Origin of the sequence: Saccharothrix sabaoui (genome assembly GCF_051756985.1) — a bacterium.
Taxonomy (GTDB): Bacteria; Actinomycetota; Actinomycetes; order Mycobacteriales; family Pseudonocardiaceae; genus Actinosynnema.
Genome location: NZ_JBPKJK010000197.1, coordinates 1 through 14,674, shown reverse-complemented (window position 1 = coordinate 14,674; position 14,674 = coordinate 1). Strand labels below are relative to the sequence as shown.

Sequence of the window (14,674 nt, the reverse complement as noted above, 5' to 3'; positions counted from 1 at the left end):
GAACACCCTCGCACCGGCCCTCGCGCCGGACCCGGCGCCGTCCGCCCCCGCGCCGTCCGACCCGGCGCCGTCCGACCCGGCGCCGTCCGCTCCCGTGTCCGCGGGCACCACGTCGTCGAGGAAACCGCCGGACTGGTGGCGCCACAGCCTCGCGTACGCCCCGTCCGCGGCGAGCAGCTCGGCGTGCGTGCCCTGCTCCGCGATCCGGCCCCGGTCGAGCACGACCAGCCGGTGCGCTACGACCAGCGCCGTCCGCCCCTCCATGAGCCGCCACAGCGCCTCCTGGACCAGCACCTCGCTCTCCGAGTCCAGCGCGCTGGTCGCCTCGTCGAGCAGCAGGATCGGCGCGTCGCGCAGGATCGCGCGGGCCAGCGCGACCCGCTGCCGCTGGCCGCCGGACAGCTTGACGCCGCGTTCGCCGACCATCGTGTCGAACCCGAGGGGCAGCGCGTCGGCGAACTCCGTCACGTGCGCGGCCTCCGCGGCGCGGCGGATCTCGGCCTCGGTCGCGCCCGGCCGGGCGAACGCGATGTTCTCGCGCAGCGTCCGGTGGAACATGGCCGGGTCCTGCGGCACGTACGCGATGAGGCCGCGCAGGTCGGCCTGCCGCAGGCGGGCGATGTCCTGGCCGCCGACGAGGATGCGCCCGTCGTCGAGGTCCATCAGCCGCAGCAGCAGCCGGCTCACCGTCGTCTTGCCGCCGCCGGAGCGGCCGACGAGACCGATCCGCGTGCCCGCCGGGATGTCCAGTTCCAGCCCGGTGAACAGCGGCGCGGCACCCTCGTAGCCGAACACGACGCGCTCGAACCTCACCCCGGAGTCCTTGGCCCGCAGCGGTTCCGGGTGCTTCGGGTCGAGCACGGTGGGCGGGTCGAGCAGCAGCTCGGTGAACTGGGCGGCCTCGGTCAGCGCGCTCTCGAACCGCCGGTAGATCTGGTTGAACTCGAACATGATCCGCGTGGCGTTGGTGTAGTAGGCGAACGTCACCACGATCGCCTCCACGCCCAGCCCGCCGCTGACGCCCACCGCGACGGCGAGGCCCAGCGCGTTGGTGAGCACGGACAGCGGCGCGACGACGGTGTCGATGCGCAGGTTGCCGTAGTCCCACGAGCGCAGCGCCAGCGCCCGGTGCTCGGCGGCGCGGTCGCGGTGCTCGGCGCCCTCGCGGTGCTCGGCGGCGAACGCCCGCACCGTCTCCATGTTCATGAGCGTGTCCGCGACGTGGCCGGACACCTGGGCGAACGCGGCCTCGCGCTCGGCGACGAGCCGCTGGCGGCGGCGGATGAGCGGGGTGACCACGAAGCCCGTGAACAGGATCAGCCCGAGCAGCACGACGACCAGCAGCGGGTCGTAGCTCCACAGCACGACGCACGCGAAGGTCAGCGGCACCAGGCTGGCGACGATCTTGAACGCCACCGTGTCCACGAACTCCTCGAAGCGGGACGCGAAGCTCAGCACCCGCTTGGTGAGCGACCCGGCGAAGTTGTCGTGGAAGAACGCCGCGTCCTTGGCGAGCAGCGCGTTCATCGCGTACACCGACAGGTTCTCGATGCCGCGCCCGTCCGTGCGGTTGAGGCAGTGCACGCCGACGCGCCACAGCAGCTCGGCGAACAACATCAGGCCGCCGAACGCCAGCACGTACGGCAGCACGGTGGCGAGGCCGATGTCGCCGCCGCCCGCGAGGCGACCGGCGAGCGCGCCGACCACCAGCGGCGCGAGGTAGAGCAGGCAGGTGTTGCCCAGCGCGGGCAGCACGAGCGCGCCCAGGCCGGTGACGCGGTGGCTGCGCAGCTCCCGGCCGTAGAGGCGCAGGGCGAGCAGGACCGCCTTCTTGCGGTTGTCGTTGGGGGGTTTTCCGGATTTCGGTTCTGGCGGGACCGATCCTCGTAGGGTCGCTCCCGTGGGGCCCGGCGAGACCATCCGACTCCTTCCGGGGGTCACCTCGGCCTCCTCATGCTGCCGCAGTGGACCGGTCGCGGGCGATCGAATATCACCCGCCCGGTGGTCCACCGTGGTAGTCCTGCGGCGTGCACCCAGCTTCACGGGCGATCACCGCCCTGGCCGTCGTGGTCGCCTACGTCACCGCGCACCTGCTGCTCACCGCCGGCCTGGACCTGCGGGAACGGACGCGCTTCGGCGAGGCGCCGGCCCGGGTGGCGGCGTTGGCCGACGACGTGCGCGGGTGCCTCGCGGGCACGCCCGCGTCGTGCGACGGGGTCCGGGCCGCCGCCGCGTGGTTCCGGGACAACGGCCCCCCTTCGGGCAGCCGCACCCTCGTGTCCCTGGCCGCGGGCTTCGCCGAGGACGGCAGCCCGAACGCCGCCGCGCACTACCTCGGCGAGCTGCCCGGGGAGGTCGCGGCGGACCTGGCCGCGCTGGACGCCGAGGCGGACCGGTCGACGGGGCGGGCGCTGTGGTGGGTGGTGGCCTCGGTGCCGCTCGTCGGCGCGGCGCTGTGGCTGCGGCGGCGTCGGCGGGCGGCCGTCGCGGACGTGGTGGAGCTGGTGAGCCGGTACGCGCCGCCCCGCCCGCGGTGGCGGCGGCCGGTGTTCCTGCTGCTCACCGGGGTCGGGTACGTGCTGCTGGTGGGCGGTTTCCTGGGCATCGTCCTGTCGCTGCGCGTCGGCAGGTTGCCGTGGAACGCGTGGGTGTGGGTGTTGCTCGGTGCCGTGGTGGCCACCGCGTCGGCCAGGCTGCTGCTGCGCCACTCGCGCCGGCGCTCGGCGCGCGACGCGGTGCGGGTGCTGGAGGCCGACGGCAGGCGGCCCGTGCTGTACCTGCGCGCGTTCTCCGACGACCCGGCCTCGGCGGCGGTCGACCAGGTGCTCGCCGGTGTGGCCAACCCCCTGCCGATCGTCCACTCACGAGAGGAGCAGCTGGCCTCGGTGCTGCGGGCGTTCGGGCCGGTGATCGCGGTGGGCCGACCGGGCGAGGCGCTGCCGTTCCTGGGCGCGGCCCGCTTCTACCTGCCGCCCGACGACTGGCAGTCGGGGGTGCTGCGGCTGATGGAGCTGAGCGGCCTGATCGTGCTGCGGCTCGGCCCGGGTGACGGCCTGTGGTGGGAGGTGGAGCAGGCGCGCGCCACCCAGCCGCCGGACAAGCTCGTGCTGCTCGTCCCCGGCGACCGCGACGACCTGCACCACCGGCTCGACGGGCACCTGCCGACCCCGGCGCGGCTGGACCTGCTCGTGCCCGCTTCCGCCGACCGCTGGACCGCCGCCGTGATCGCGTTCGACGCCGGTTGGGGCCCGCACGTGGCCCCGGTCCTGCCCGCGGGACCGAAGCCGGGGTCGCCCGCGCACCACGTGGCCCGCGCGCTGGGGTCGGCGCTGGAGTCGGTCGGGGTGCGCCGGCGCGGCCTGGTGGTCCGGGTGAACACCCGGATGCTCGCCGCGATGGGCAAGGTGCTGCTGGTCCTCCCGGCGGCGGCACTGGTGCTGCGCGTGCTCCAACTGGCCGCACCCTGACCGGATCGGTCCACAGTGGACATCCAGAACCGGCCCCGTGCGCCGGCCACCCCGCGCCCACCAGACTTGGGCGGTGATCGCCTTCCGCCCGCCCGAACCGCACCACCGCGAGCACGTGATCCTCGTCGTCGAACGGCTGGTGAGCCGGTGGGCGGCCCGCGACACGGCCGGGGCCAGCCGGCTGTTCGCCGAACGGGTCCGCTGGTGGACCACGCCCCTGCCGGTCGCGCCCTGGCCGCACCGGGTCCGCGACCGGCGCGAGGTCGAGTCGTTCTTCCTCTCCTTCCACTCCGCGCTGGAGCTGAGCGCCATCACCACCCGCGACCTCGTGGTGGACCGGTCGGACGCGGTGCTGACGGGTCGGCTGCACCTGCGCGTGCCGGGCGGCGGCACGGCGGTGTCGCAGGAGTTCGCGCTGGCGGTCACCGTGCGGGACGGCCTGGTCGTCGAGTTCCGGCTGTACCTGGACACGCTCGCGCTGAACACCCTGCTGGCACCGTGACCGGGCGCCTCACCGGGGTGCCTCGTCGGGAGCGCCGGGCGCGCGGTCGGGCACGTCGTCGGGCGTGGCCACCCGCACCCACCCCTTCGCGGCGGCCCGCAGCCCCGCCTGGAAGCGGGTCTGCGCGCCCAGCGCGTGCATCAGGTCGTGCAGGCGCCGCTGGAACGTGCGGTAGCTCAACCCCAGCTGCCTGGCGATGCCGCGGTCCGGCATCCCGGTGGTGAGCAGCGCGAGCAGCCGGGCGTCCTCGGCGGACAGCGGCTCGCGGTCGTGCACGGCCGGCGGCAGCGCCTGCGACCACAGCCCCTCGAACAGCGCGCCCAGCGCGTCGAGCAGCGCGCAGGGGCGCACGACGAGCGCCGTGACCGGCTCGGCCGCCGAGTCCAGGGGGACGAGGCCGAACCGGCGGTCGACCAGCACCATCTTCAGCGGCGCGCCGACCACGACCCGCACCTCCCCGCCCGGCGGCGGACCGGCGTCCGGGTCCCCGTCGAACGCGTCCCGCTCCAAACCGTCCCGCTCCAGGCCGGCCCGCTCCAGGCCGGCGCGGTCGTGGACGCCGCGGACGACCACGCCGCGCTCCAGCAGCTCCCGTGCCGCGGCGTGCGGCACTCGGGGCGGCTGCGCGCGGGGCGGCTTGTCGACGAACCGCACCTCGTGGCGCGCCGCGCGCACCAGCCGGCCCACCCGGCGGGCGATCGCGTCCGCGCCGCGCACCACCTCCAGCAGCTGCTCGGGGTCACCGCCGCGAGCCGCGAGCCGGTGCCGCTCCCGCAACTCCGCGCGCAGCCCGCGCACCTCCTCCAGCTCGCGCTGCTTGCGCACGAGCAGCCCGCCGAACGCGACCTCGGGGGCTACCGCGTCGAACCGCGCGGGACGCCCCGCGTCCCGGGTGGCCAGTTCCAGGTCGACGAGCCTGCGCAGCACCGCGGCGACCCGCCGGCCGCCGACGCCGAGCCGGTGCCCCAGTTCGGCCGCGGTGCCCGGGCCGTCGAGCAGCGCCCGGTAGGCGTCGAGGTCCACCGGCCTCAGGCCGGCGTGCGTCCCGTCGGTGCGGGCCGGGGCGGTGTCGTGCGGAACCATGGCGCTCACCCGTGTTCTCGGAGTGGTCGGTTGTCCCGCGCGGTCGGGCGCGGGACAATGCGTCGACGTGGCTGGGACGAGGGACGAGCTGGTGACCGCGGCGGCGGTCGTGTTCGACCGGGACGGTTACGGTCGCGCGACCGTCGACCGGGTGTGCGACCTCGCGGGCGTCACCAAGGGCGCGCTGTACGGCCACTTCTCGTCCAAGGCGGAGCTGGCCGCCGCGGTGGTCGACCAGGACGCGCTGGAGTTCTCCCGCACCCGGGAACGCCTCCAGCGCCTGCTCCGCGACCCCCTCCAGGTGCTCGTCGACCTCGGTCACCTGGTGCCCGCCGGCCGCGACGTCGCGGGGCGGCTGCTGTTCAGCTCCCCCGTGTGCGACGCGGTCGCGGGGCGGCAGTTCGAGCGGTGGAGGACCGCGGTGCACGACCTGCTGCGCGCCGCGTCGTACCGGGGCGAGCTGCTGCCCGGCGTCGACCTCGACGGCACCGCGCGGGGCGTGGTGACCTCGCTGGTCGGCGCGCGACTGCTGTCCATGGCGCTCGCCGGACCGGCGGACGGGCGGGTCACCGCGCTGTGGCGGGGCCGGCTGCCCTCCGTCGTGCGCGCCGAGGTGCTCGCGCGGCTGCGGCTCGGCCCGCCGCCCGACCCCGCGCCCTGAGCACCCCATGACGTGCGCGCCTCACGCCCTGAGCACGGCCCAGATCAGCGTGCCGTCGGTCCACGTGGTGGACCAGCCGCAGCGCTCGGCCCGACCCGGCGCGGCGGCGACCGCGCGGCGCAGGTCCCACGAGTCGCAGCGCACCGGCGCGTCGTCGCCCACCGCGATCACGAACAGGTCGTGCCACCACTCGAACGCGATGGTCGGCCGCTGCGGCAGCCCCCGGTCCACCAGGTCGACCAGCCTCGACGCGACGCCGGTCACCGGTCCGCCGAGCCGTTCCAGGCTCCACACGCGGCACGCCTCCTCCGCGGCGAGCCGCGCGAACACCGACGCGCCCACGCGGGGCAGCGGCATCCGCACCACCCAGCGCCGCGGCGGCGGGCCGACGGTGGCCACCGCCTCCTCGACGGTGCCGTAGGACGGCAGGTCCCAGGTGGTGCCCGGCTCCGCGCCGGCGAGCAGGATCGGCACGCCCGGCCACTCCGCGACCTGGTCGCGCACCACCCGGAACACGGTGGCCGCGAGCGGCGGCGTGACGCGCAGCTCGGCCAGGTCGACCACGATGGCGGCGGGCTCGGCGAGGGCGGTCATCACCAGCACGTCGCGCAGCGCCGAGTAGTTGCCCGGCACCAGCAAACCGGACAGGTGCAGGATGGACACGCCGTCCTGCCCGAACACCTGCACGTGCAGCAGGTCGTCGTCCACCGCAACCCTCCAGCCGGTTGACCGCGCCCCGGGCGCTCACTACCCTCGGTGACGGAGGTGGGAACCTTGAGTCACCTCGACCACCCGTGCCACACCAGGGACCGCCTCGTCGCGGCCGGTATCGACCTGTTCGACCGGGACGGGTACGAGAACACCTCGCTCGACGCGCTGTGCCACCGCGTGTCGGTGACGAAAGGCGCGCTGTACCGGCACTTCCCGTCCAAGCAGGCACTGGCGGTGGCCGTGGTGGAGGAGCACTTCCGGCGCTGGCACGACGTGCGCGCCGAGGTGGAGGCCACCGGCGTCGGTCCGCTGCGCACCCTGGTCGAGCTGACCTGCCGGATGTGCTCGCTGACCGACCGGCTGCCCGCGGTGCGGGTGGGCGTGCGCCTGCTGCTGACCAGCGAGCTGTTCGACCTGCTGGCGGGCGTGCACTTCGTGAGCCTGCTGGTGGTGGTCCGCGACCTGCTGGGCCAGGCCGTCGCGGCGGGCGAGGTCGTGGCCACCGCGGACGTGCGGGAGGAGGCCGAGGGCATCGCGGGCGCGGTGATCGGCGCCCAGGCGCTGGCCGCGGTCACCACGGGACTGGACGACGCCGGCGAGCGGATGCGCGCGGAGTGGGCGCACCGGTTGGCGAGGTTGAGCACCTCGGGTCACCTGGGCGAGGCGCGCACGTCGACGGGCTGAGGCGGGGCGGGCTAAGGCGGGGCGGGCTAAGGCGGGGCGGTCGCACCCGGTCGGCGGGCACCCGTTCGCGCGGTACCGGCGGTCTGCGCCCCGCGCGGCGGCCGTCGGGGAGGCGCCGCCGCGGCACGACGGGCGGACCGGGCGCCGCACGGTGGTGGGGTGGGACTCCCGCAGCAGGGACAACCGCGCCGTCTCCCTCCAGCCGCACGCCACCGCGCGGCGACGGCCCATTGTGCGCACCGGCCCTCGGCGGCCGGCAAGGGGCCGCTTCCACGGTCACACCGCCGCGGTGAACGCGTCGATCCGGGACGCCAGCTCGCGCGCCGAGGTGTCCTTCGGGTGGCGGTCGGCGAGCGCGCGCAGCTCGGCCAGCCGGTCCGACAGCCGCGCGGAGTGCACGGTCGGCGCGGAGGCCAGCGCCTGCTCGCCCACCCGGGCCGCCTGGTCGGCGTCGCCGTCGAGCAGGTGGTTGGTGCTCAACGCGATCAGGCAGAACACCCGGCTGCGCACCATGCCCTCGGAGTAGCCGAAGACGGCGTTGGTCAGCGCCGGGACGGCGGTCCCGGTGTGCGCGAGGTCGACCGTCCGGGCGAGTTCGGTGTGCACCATCCCGGTCATCGCCGACAGGTCCACGTCGTCGAAGAAGCGCGCCCAGCCGGGCGGCGCGGCCGGACCGCTGCGGGCGAACCGGTCGTGCGCCTGGTGCAGGTCGGCCAGGGCGGCGGGCCGGTCGCCGAGGCCCGCGTGCGCCCACGCCATGTTGACGTGCAGCACGGAGGCCGCGTGCGGCGAGCAGCCGGTGGCGAGGCCGAGGGCGAAGCGGCCCAGCGCCTCCCGGTGCTCCCCCAGGTGCAGGTGCACCCGGCCCAGCCGGTAGTGCACGTTCGCCGCGAGGTCCTGGTGCCCGGCGTCCCGCGCGAACTCCAGCGCCACCCGCCAGTGGAGTCGGGCGGCGCGCGTCAGGCCGGTGTCGAAGCACATCCACGCGGCGAGGTTGTGCAGGTCGCCCAGCGAGGCCAGCAGCTGGGTGCGCACCAGCGCCGTGCAGTGCGCTTCGAGCAGCTGGTCGTTGTTCGCCGCGCGCACGAGGGCCGCGTCGCGGCACACCCCGCCCCCGAACCGGTAGTCCAGGTCGCGCAGCTGGTGGACCTCCGCCTCCAGCCGCGCCACGTCCGCCAGCCCGATCCGCCCCGGAACGCCGCGCTCAGCCATGGCCGCACCTCCCACCGGCAGCATGACGCGCCCGCGGGCGCGCGGCGGCGCGGACGCCCGGTACCACGCCACCGGACGCGTGCCGGGGGTCGGGCATCGCGGTCAGCCCAGGCCCCACCCGCGGCGCCCGGAGCGGGTCTCCGCCTCCGGCGCGAACAGCAGCCGCCAGGCCGCGACGTCCTCCGCGACCTCGCCGAGCCCGCGCTCGCTGCTGTAGGCGTGCGCCCGCAGCCGCACCAGCGCGGTGGCCGTGTCGCACCCCAGCTGCACGGCGATCGCGTCGGCCGCCTGCCGCACCGTCGACCACCTGGTCGACACGGGGTCGGTGCCGGGCTCGTGGGGCGCGCCGTGCAGCATCAGCGCCAGGGCCGCGTCGGCGAGCAGCAGCCCGTCCACCACCTGGTCGTCACCCAGGTCCACCGGCGCGCGGTGGTGCACCTCCAGGCACCCGACCACAGCCGCGCCCATCACCACCGGGAACGCCGCCAGCGCGCGCACGCCCCCGTCCACCGCGTGCGGCAGGAACACCGGCCAGCGCACCTGGCGGTCCACCACGCCCGCGTCCGGCACCAGCACCGGGTACTCCTCGGCCAGGGCGTCCAGCGCGGGCCCCTCGCCGACCGTGATCTGGGCCTCGGCGAGCCGCGCCGCGCCGTCGCCCACCACGGCCACCGGCTCGGTCAGCACCGGGTCCACCGCCTCGTAGAGCACCACGCCGTCGGCGGCCAACGCGCTCATCGCCACCTCGCACACGTGCCGCACGCCGGCCTCCACCTCCTCCCCGTCAGCCCGGCGGAGGATCTCGTCCCACAGCAGCGACCGTCTCGCGTCGTCCGACCGGCTACCCATGACAGCAACGATGCTGCCCGGTCACGGCGTCCGCGCGCTGGGGGCCGATGTTTCCGCGCCACCCGGCATACCGGTGCCCCGGTACCGGTACCGGGAGCCGCCCGTAGGGTGGGCGCCGTGGGATTGTTCACCGTGCCCGAGGCGCGCGAGGAGCTGGCCCGGCTGCGGCCGGTGCTCGACGAGATCGTCGCCGTCCGGGCGGACGCCGCCGAACTGGCCGCCGCCGTCCACGCGGGTGACCGCACCGGGCTCGGCGGGCTGCCGGAGCTGAAGGCCGCCCAGGCCAGGCTCGACGACCTGATGACCGCGGTGCAGCGCACCGGCGCCGAGCTGAAGGGCTTCGCGCCGCTGCTGGTCGACTTCCCGGCCGACCTCGACGGCGTGCCCGTGCTGCTGTGCTGGCTGGAGGGGGACGAGGGCCTGGACTGGTACCACCGGGCCGACCTGGGGTTCGCCGGCCGTCGCCGCCTCCCCTGACCGAACTGCGGAACGGCGGGAACCACGTAGGCTCGCACCGTGAGCGAGATCAACGAGCACCCCGAGCACAGCAAGGGCGGGACGTACTCGGTCAAGGGCAAGGAGTTCACCCGCGACAGCCGGTACATCACGACCCGGATCACCACCGACGGGCGCGACGGGTTCGCGGTCGAACCCGGCCGGTACCGCCTGGTCGCCGCGCGGGCCTGCCCGTGGGCGAACCGGGCGATCATCGTGCGGCGGCTGCTCGGCCTGGAGGACGCGATCTCGCTCGGCCTGCCCGGCCCGACGCACGACGCCCGCTCGTGGACGTTCGACCTCGACCCCGGCGGCCGCGACCCGGTGCTCGGCATCGAACGCCTCCAGGAGGCGTACTTCAAGCGCGACCCCGACTACCCGCGCGGCATCACCGTGCCCGCCCTCGTGGACACCACGACCGGCGCGGTGGTCACCAACGACTTCGCGCAGATCACCCTCGACCTGTCCACCGAGTGGCGCGCGCACCACCGCGAGGGCGCGCCCGACCTGCTGCCCGCCGAGCACCGCGAGGAGCTGGACGCGGTGGTGGAGCGGGTGTTCACCGAGGTGAACAACGGCGTGTACCGGTGCGGTTTCGCGGGCAGCCAGGAAGCCTACGACGAGGCGTACGACCGGCTGTGGACGGCGCTGGACTGGCTGGAGGAGCGGCTGGCGGACCGGCGCTACCTGGTCGGCGACACCATCACCGAGGCCGACGTGCGGCTGTTCACCACGCTCGTCCGCTTCGACCCGGTCTACCACGGGCACTTCAAGTGCAACCGGAACAAGCTCGCCGAGATGCCGAACCTGTGGGGCTACGCGCGAGACCTCTTCCAGACGCCCGGCTTCGGCGACACCGTCGACTTCGTGCAGATCAAGCGGCACTACTACGTCGTGCACACCGACATCAACCCCAGCGGGATCGTGCCGCAGGGCCCGGACCTGTCGGGCTGGACCACGCCGCACGGCCGGGAGGCGCTGGGCGGCAGGCCGTTCGGCGACGGCACCCCGCCGGGCCCGGTCCGCGAGGGCGAGCGCGTCGACCCGGCCCACACGCCGCCGGCCGCCTGATCGGCTACCCGGTCGGGTCGGCGGTGGCGGCGAGGGTGCGCAGGGCCTCGTAGGAGCGCTGGACGAAGGTGGCGCGCGGGGTCGGGCCCGCGTTGGTCAGGGTCACCAGTGCCGTGCGGCGCTGGGGGCTGAACCCGGCGAACGCGGTGAACCCGCGCGTCCCGCCCGAGTGGAACACCAGGTCGTGGCCGGGCCGGTGGCGGAGGTTCCACACCAGGCACAGGTGCTCGGTCGCCGACCGGGCCACCCTGGGCGTGCTGACGTCGACCGCGGCCGGGGTGCGCCGCTCCAGCAGCGCGGTCAGGTAGGCGAGCAGGTCGCGCGCGGACGAGCGCAGGCCACCCGCGGCGGGCATCCCGGGCATCTCCCACGGCGGGCGCGGCCGGCCGCGCAGGTGGCCGGTGGCCTGCGGCGCGGCGGCGAAGCCCGTGTCCGGCAGGCCGAGGGGGCGGCAGATCCGCTCGACGACCAGGTCCTCGTACCGGCGACCCGCGGCGGCGGCCAGCGCCTCGCCGAGCACGGCCCCGCCGAAGTTCGAGTAGCGCACGCGGTGGTCGCGCCGGACGCGGGTGCGCCGCAGCGCCGCCGCCATCGCCGCCGGCCCGAAATCGCGGTACGGGTTGGTCCGCCACGCGGGCAGGGCCGCCCGCAGCAGCCCCGGTGGCAGCCTCGGCAGGCCCGACGTGTGGGTGGCGAGCCGCTCCAGGGTGACGCCCTGCCCCAGCCGGGTCGACAGGTGGCGGTCCACCGGGTCGTCGTGCCGGACCTCGCCGCGGACCACGGCGTCGGCCAGCAGCAGCGCGGTGAACGTCTTGGTCAGCGACCCGATCTCGAACCGGGTGCCCGCCGTCGCCGGGTCGCCCGGCGCCGCGTCGCCCGCGACGAGCAGCACCTCCTGGTCGCCCCGCCGGGCGGCGACGGCCACCGCCGAGGTCGCCGGGGCCAGCAGCGGCGCCAGCACGTCGGCCCCGACGGCCGTCACGGCGTGAGGTCGAGCAGGCGCGACAGGGCGATGGTGCCCGCCACGACGGCGACCACCGCGGTGTGCTGGTGGTCCGCGAACCGCTGGTGCGGGTCGTCGGTCACCGGCTCGCCGTTGCGGGGCACGAGGCCGTCGTCGTGCTGCACGGCGGCGAACGCCTCCCACTCGGCGGCGTCGACGCGCGGCCGGGGCAGGCAGGCGCCGACGATCAGCAGCTCGCCCACCAGGTCCCACTCCCGCGCCTCCACCCACACCTCGACCCAGACCGGCAGCCACGCCTCCAGGTAGCCGACCACGTCGTCGGGCAGGCCGTGCGGCAGCGCGCCCCAGTCGGTGAGGTGGAAGACCGTGTGCGTGGCGCAGTAGGCGGTGAACCAGTCGATCGCCCACGGTTCCGGTGTGCGGCCCAGCCACGTCGCGCGGGTCAGGGCGTCCCAGTCGTCGGCGCGCGGGATGCCAGCCACGCGGTGCGCGTTGGCGACGGCGAGCCGCCGGTTGGGCAGCAGCTCGGTCATCGAGTCGGTCGTCGAGGTGTGCGCCAGCACCCGCTCCAGCCCGGGGTGCCGGTGGCCGCCGCGCTGGAAGTGGGCGTACGCCTCCAGCGGGTCGGTGATCAGCGAGTGCCGGAGCTGGCGCTCGTAGAGCAGGTCGCCGCGGCGGAGCTGGTCCCAGCCGAAGTCGAGCAGCTCCCGCGCGTGCTCCAGTCGGCGCGACCCGGCCACGCCCTCCCGCAGCACGAGGGAGGCGGCCAGCGCCGACTCGCACAGCGGCTTGTAGACGGTGTCGAGGTCGCCGAGGCCCATCAGGTCCCGGTCGGGGAACGCGCCCAGCTCGCGGTTGCGGTGCAGCCAGTCGAACGCCCGGGTGGCGACCTCGTGCGCGGTGCGGGTCGTGGTCACGGGCGCCCCCGGTCGAGGAGGAGGTCGGCGATCGCCAGGTCCAGCAGCAGTCGGGGTTCGCCGGCCGCGTGCAGGCGCAGGTGCTCCAGCAGGGGCGCCGGGTCGAGCGGCACGTCGTCGGCCAGCAGCGCGACCCACCGGGCCAGCCGGGCCGCCGTCGGGTAGTCGCGGCGCAGCACCGCGCGGGTGGCGCCCCGGGACAGCGCCAGCGGCTCGCGGGCCACCGCCTCGACCACCGGGCCGCCCGCGCCGGGCAGCGCCAGGGACGACAGCTGCGCGACCGCGACCGCCCAGCGCGACCAGTCGTCCGCCGGGCCGAGCACGTCGACCGCCTCGCCGGGCGGCGTGGCCGCGTGCACGGCGACGAGCCGGGTGGTGGCCCAGTCGCGCCACGCCTCGGCGGACCCGGGCTCCGGGAGGTTCTCCCCCACGAGGGAGGAGAGCAGCCGCGCCGTGGCCCAGTCCCGCCAGGCCATCACGTGCTGCTCGTGCGTCGCCGGCCGCCGGACGGGCGGGAACGCGCCGAAGGCGTCGGCGACGACACCCGCGTCCCGGGCGTCCAGGGGGCGGTCCGGCAGCAGGTGCGGCGCGAACAGGTCCGCACCCACCAACCGGACCGCCCCCAGGCCGGCCACGACGTCGGCGCACGAGTCCAGGAAGTCGGCGATGCCCGCCGTGCTGCTTCCGTGGAGCGCGCCGAGCACGCGACCGGCCAGTGCGGTGGCCGCGTCCGCGTAGGACGAGCGGCTCACCCTCCCTTCGGCGGTCACTACTCCTCGGGCTCCTTCGGCGTGCTGGGCGAGGCGAGCAGGAGCGCGAGCAGCACTCCGGCCGCCTGCGGCGCGAAGCGCGGCGGGTCGGCGTAGACCGCCTCCGGCTCGGCCATGAGCGCACCCAGCTCGGACAGGTCCTCCGGTGTCCCGACCGGCCGGACCTCTGTTCGTAGAGCCATCACAACCTCCTTGTGGGGCAACAGGTACACCTCCGAGTGGAGCACACGAAAGCTCATCCGTCCGAGGGGGAAAGCACATCGGCGACCAATCCACCCGGGCGAGTGATGCACCACGCTCGGTAACCCCGAAGCCGCGGCGCGCCCGGCCGTAGCGGTGCGGGGACGAGGGACGATCACGTTCGGGGAGGACATCCCCACCAAGCCCGAAGGAGGGCGCATGCCCCGCTCATCCAGGCTGCTCGCGGCGGTCGTCGCGGCAACGCTGGTCGTGTCCGGCACGGCGGTCGCGCAGGTCGCGGACGCCGACGTCGTGTTCTTCAGCCCCACCACCCGGGCCGGGGTGGCGGTCGGCGTGCCCGTCCTCGTCACCGGGGCCTCGGTCACCCCGGACACCGGCGCGGTGGTCGCCACCGAACTGACCTTCGACGGTGGCGCGACCTGGGTCCAGGCCACGCCGGTGCGGGTGCTGAGCGGTTTCCGCGTCGACTGGACGTACCTGTGGACGCCGACCGCCGCCACCGACGCGGTGGTCGCCGGGCGCGCCGTCACCGCGTCCGGTCCCGGCGCGGCCGGCGAGACGCTGGTCCTGCACGTGGGCGGCGGGACGGTGCCGCAGCCGGTGAACTGCGCCGTGCGGTGCGAGATGTACACGCCGTACGCGGAGGAGGTCCAGGACACCGACACCCTGCCGGTCGAGGTGGGCCTGAAGGTCCGCGTGGACCGGCCCGGGCTGATCCTGGGCGCGTCGCTGGGCCGGGGCGCCTACCGGGGGCCGATCCTGCTGCGCCTGTGGTCGGACGGCGTGCTGCTGGCCGAGCAGCCGTGGGACCACCCGGGCCGGATGGCCGAGATCGACTTCGCGACCCCGGTGCCGGTGGAGCCGGGCCGCGACTACGTGGTGTCGTACTACACGCCGCAGGGCGGGTACCTGGTGGCGGAGCACGCCCTCACCGGCACGGTCGTCGACGCGCCGTTCACCGCGCCGCACGACGGCGTGCGCGGCGCGGGCGTCTACCGCTACGGCGTCGGCGGCGGGTTCCCGACCGACGGCTACCGCGACAGCCACTACTTCGTGCAGCCCGAGTTCCGGGGCTGACGGCCCGGGG

General features: G+C 75.6%; 16 protein-coding genes. 7 read left to right on the top strand and 9 right to left on the bottom strand.

Annotation, left to right across the window (positions count from 1 at the left end; genetic code table 11):
- A partial coding sequence (locus ACR807_RS36935) for an ABC transporter ATP-binding protein (protein ID WP_438926154.1) occupies window positions 1-1,920 on the bottom strand: 1,920 nt, incomplete at its 3' end.
- A gap of 107 nt (window positions 1,921-2,027) precedes the next feature.
- Between ACR807_RS36935 and ACR807_RS36930 the strand changes: the two genes are divergently transcribed.
- A complete protein-coding gene (locus ACR807_RS36930) occupies window positions 2,028-3,467 on the top strand; it encodes a hypothetical protein (protein ID WP_438926153.1) in 1,440 nt (479 codons plus the stop codon).
- Window positions 3,468-3,540: 73 nt separating this feature from the next.
- Entirely contained in the window at window positions 3,541-3,969 is a 429-nt protein-coding gene (locus ACR807_RS36925) for a nuclear transport factor 2 family protein (RefSeq protein WP_438926152.1), read from the top strand.
- A 9-nt stretch (window positions 3,970-3,978) separates the two neighbouring features.
- Here the strand turns inward: ACR807_RS36925 and ACR807_RS36920 are convergent, their stop codons facing one another.
- Entirely contained in the window at window positions 3,979-5,052 is a 1,074-nt protein-coding gene (locus tag ACR807_RS36920) for a helix-turn-helix domain-containing protein (protein WP_438926151.1), read from the bottom strand.
- A 67-nt stretch (window positions 5,053-5,119) separates the two neighbouring features.
- Between ACR807_RS36920 and ACR807_RS36915 the strand changes: the two genes are divergently transcribed.
- Window positions 5,120-5,713 (top strand): TetR family transcriptional regulator, encoded by a 594-nt coding sequence (locus tag ACR807_RS36915; RefSeq protein WP_438926150.1) that lies wholly within the window; start codon window positions 5,120-5,122, stop codon window positions 5,711-5,713.
- 21 nt (window positions 5,714-5,734) lie between these two features.
- Here the strand turns inward: ACR807_RS36915 and ACR807_RS36910 are convergent, their stop codons facing one another.
- Window positions 5,735-6,421 carry a hypothetical protein gene (locus ACR807_RS36910; RefSeq protein ID WP_438926149.1) on the bottom strand — a complete coding sequence of 229 codons (687 nt, stop codon included), beginning with the start codon at window positions 6,419-6,421 and terminating at the stop codon, window positions 5,735-5,737.
- 66 nt (window positions 6,422-6,487) lie between these two features.
- On the opposite strand from ACR807_RS36910, the gene ACR807_RS36905 reads away from it, so the two are divergent.
- A complete protein-coding gene (locus ACR807_RS36905) occupies window positions 6,488-7,108 on the top strand; it encodes a TetR family transcriptional regulator (protein ID WP_438926148.1) in 621 nt (206 codons plus the stop codon).
- A 276-nt stretch (window positions 7,109-7,384) separates the two neighbouring features.
- Here the strand turns inward: ACR807_RS36905 and ACR807_RS36900 are convergent, their stop codons facing one another.
- Window positions 7,385-8,344 (bottom strand): tetratricopeptide repeat protein, encoded by a 960-nt coding sequence (locus tag ACR807_RS36900; RefSeq protein ID WP_498371975.1) that lies wholly within the window; start codon window positions 8,342-8,344, stop codon window positions 7,385-7,387.
- A 78-nt stretch (window positions 8,345-8,422) separates the two neighbouring features.
- Window positions 8,423-9,169: a GAF domain-containing protein gene (locus ACR807_RS36895; protein WP_438926146.1), complete on the bottom strand. Its 747-nt coding sequence runs from the start codon at window positions 9,167-9,169 to the stop codon at window positions 8,423-8,425.
- A 117-nt stretch (window positions 9,170-9,286) separates the two neighbouring features.
- Between ACR807_RS36895 and ACR807_RS36890 the strand changes: the two genes are divergently transcribed.
- Window positions 9,287-9,646: a DUF2203 domain-containing protein gene (locus ACR807_RS36890; RefSeq protein WP_438926145.1), complete on the top strand. Its 360-nt coding sequence runs from the start codon at window positions 9,287-9,289 to the stop codon at window positions 9,644-9,646.
- A gap of 48 nt (window positions 9,647-9,694) precedes the next feature.
- Window positions 9,695-10,735 (top strand): glutathione S-transferase family protein, encoded by a 1,041-nt coding sequence (locus ACR807_RS36885; RefSeq protein ID WP_438926155.1) that lies wholly within the window; start codon window positions 9,695-9,697, stop codon window positions 10,733-10,735.
- 4 nt (window positions 10,736-10,739) lie between these two features.
- Here the strand turns inward: ACR807_RS36885 and ACR807_RS36880 are convergent, their stop codons facing one another.
- From ACR807_RS36880 to ACR807_RS36865, 4 genes are read right to left on the bottom strand one after another with little or no spacing between them, the layout of a single operon-like run.
- Entirely contained in the window at window positions 10,740-11,717 is a 978-nt protein-coding gene (locus tag ACR807_RS36880) for a serine hydrolase domain-containing protein (protein WP_438926144.1), read from the bottom strand.
- Window positions 11,714-12,616 carry a DUF6895 family protein gene (locus ACR807_RS36875; protein ID WP_438926143.1) on the bottom strand — a complete coding sequence of 301 codons (903 nt, stop codon included), beginning with the start codon at window positions 12,614-12,616 and terminating at the stop codon, window positions 11,714-11,716. Before ACR807_RS36875 ends, ACR807_RS36880 begins: the two co-directional genes overlap by 4 nt.
- Complete coding sequence (locus tag ACR807_RS36870; RefSeq protein ID WP_438926142.1) at window positions 12,613-13,386, bottom strand: hypothetical protein; 774 nt, start codon at window positions 13,384-13,386, stop codon at window positions 12,613-12,615. The genes ACR807_RS36875 and ACR807_RS36870 overlap by 4 nt, the downstream gene beginning before the upstream one ends.
- On the bottom strand, window positions 13,386-13,568 hold the full coding sequence (locus ACR807_RS36865; protein ID WP_438926141.1) for a hypothetical protein: 183 nt from the start codon (window positions 13,566-13,568) through the stop codon (window positions 13,386-13,388). The genes ACR807_RS36870 and ACR807_RS36865 overlap by 1 nt, the downstream gene beginning before the upstream one ends.
- A gap of 217 nt (window positions 13,569-13,785) precedes the next feature.
- Here ACR807_RS36865 and ACR807_RS36860 point away from each other — a divergent pair, with 217 nt between their 5' ends.
- Window positions 13,786-14,664: a DUF4082 domain-containing protein gene (locus ACR807_RS36860; RefSeq protein WP_438926140.1), complete on the top strand. Its 879-nt coding sequence runs from the start codon at window positions 13,786-13,788 to the stop codon at window positions 14,662-14,664.
- Window positions 14,665-14,674: the final 10 nt, after the last annotated feature.

Excerpts from the sequence above, each read along its gene's own strand:
- ACR807_RS36920 (WP_438926151.1), bottom strand. The coding sequence starts at position 5,052 with ATGGTTCCGCACGACACCGCCCCGGCCCGCACCGACGGGACGCACGCC.
- ACR807_RS36900 (WP_498371975.1), bottom strand. The coding sequence starts at position 8,344 with ATGCTGCCGGTGGGAGGTGCGGCCATGGCTGAGCGCGGCGTTCCGGGG.
- ACR807_RS36895 (WP_438926146.1), bottom strand. The coding sequence starts at position 9,169 with ATGGGTAGCCGGTCGGACGACGCGAGACGGTCGCTGCTGTGGGACGAG.
- ACR807_RS36865 (WP_438926141.1), bottom strand. The coding sequence starts at position 13,568 with ATGGCTCTACGAACAGAGGTCCGGCCGGTCGGGACACCGGAGGACCTG.
- ACR807_RS36860 (WP_438926140.1), top strand. The coding sequence starts at position 13,786 with ATGCCCCGCTCATCCAGGCTGCTCGCGGCGGTCGTCGCGGCAACGCTG.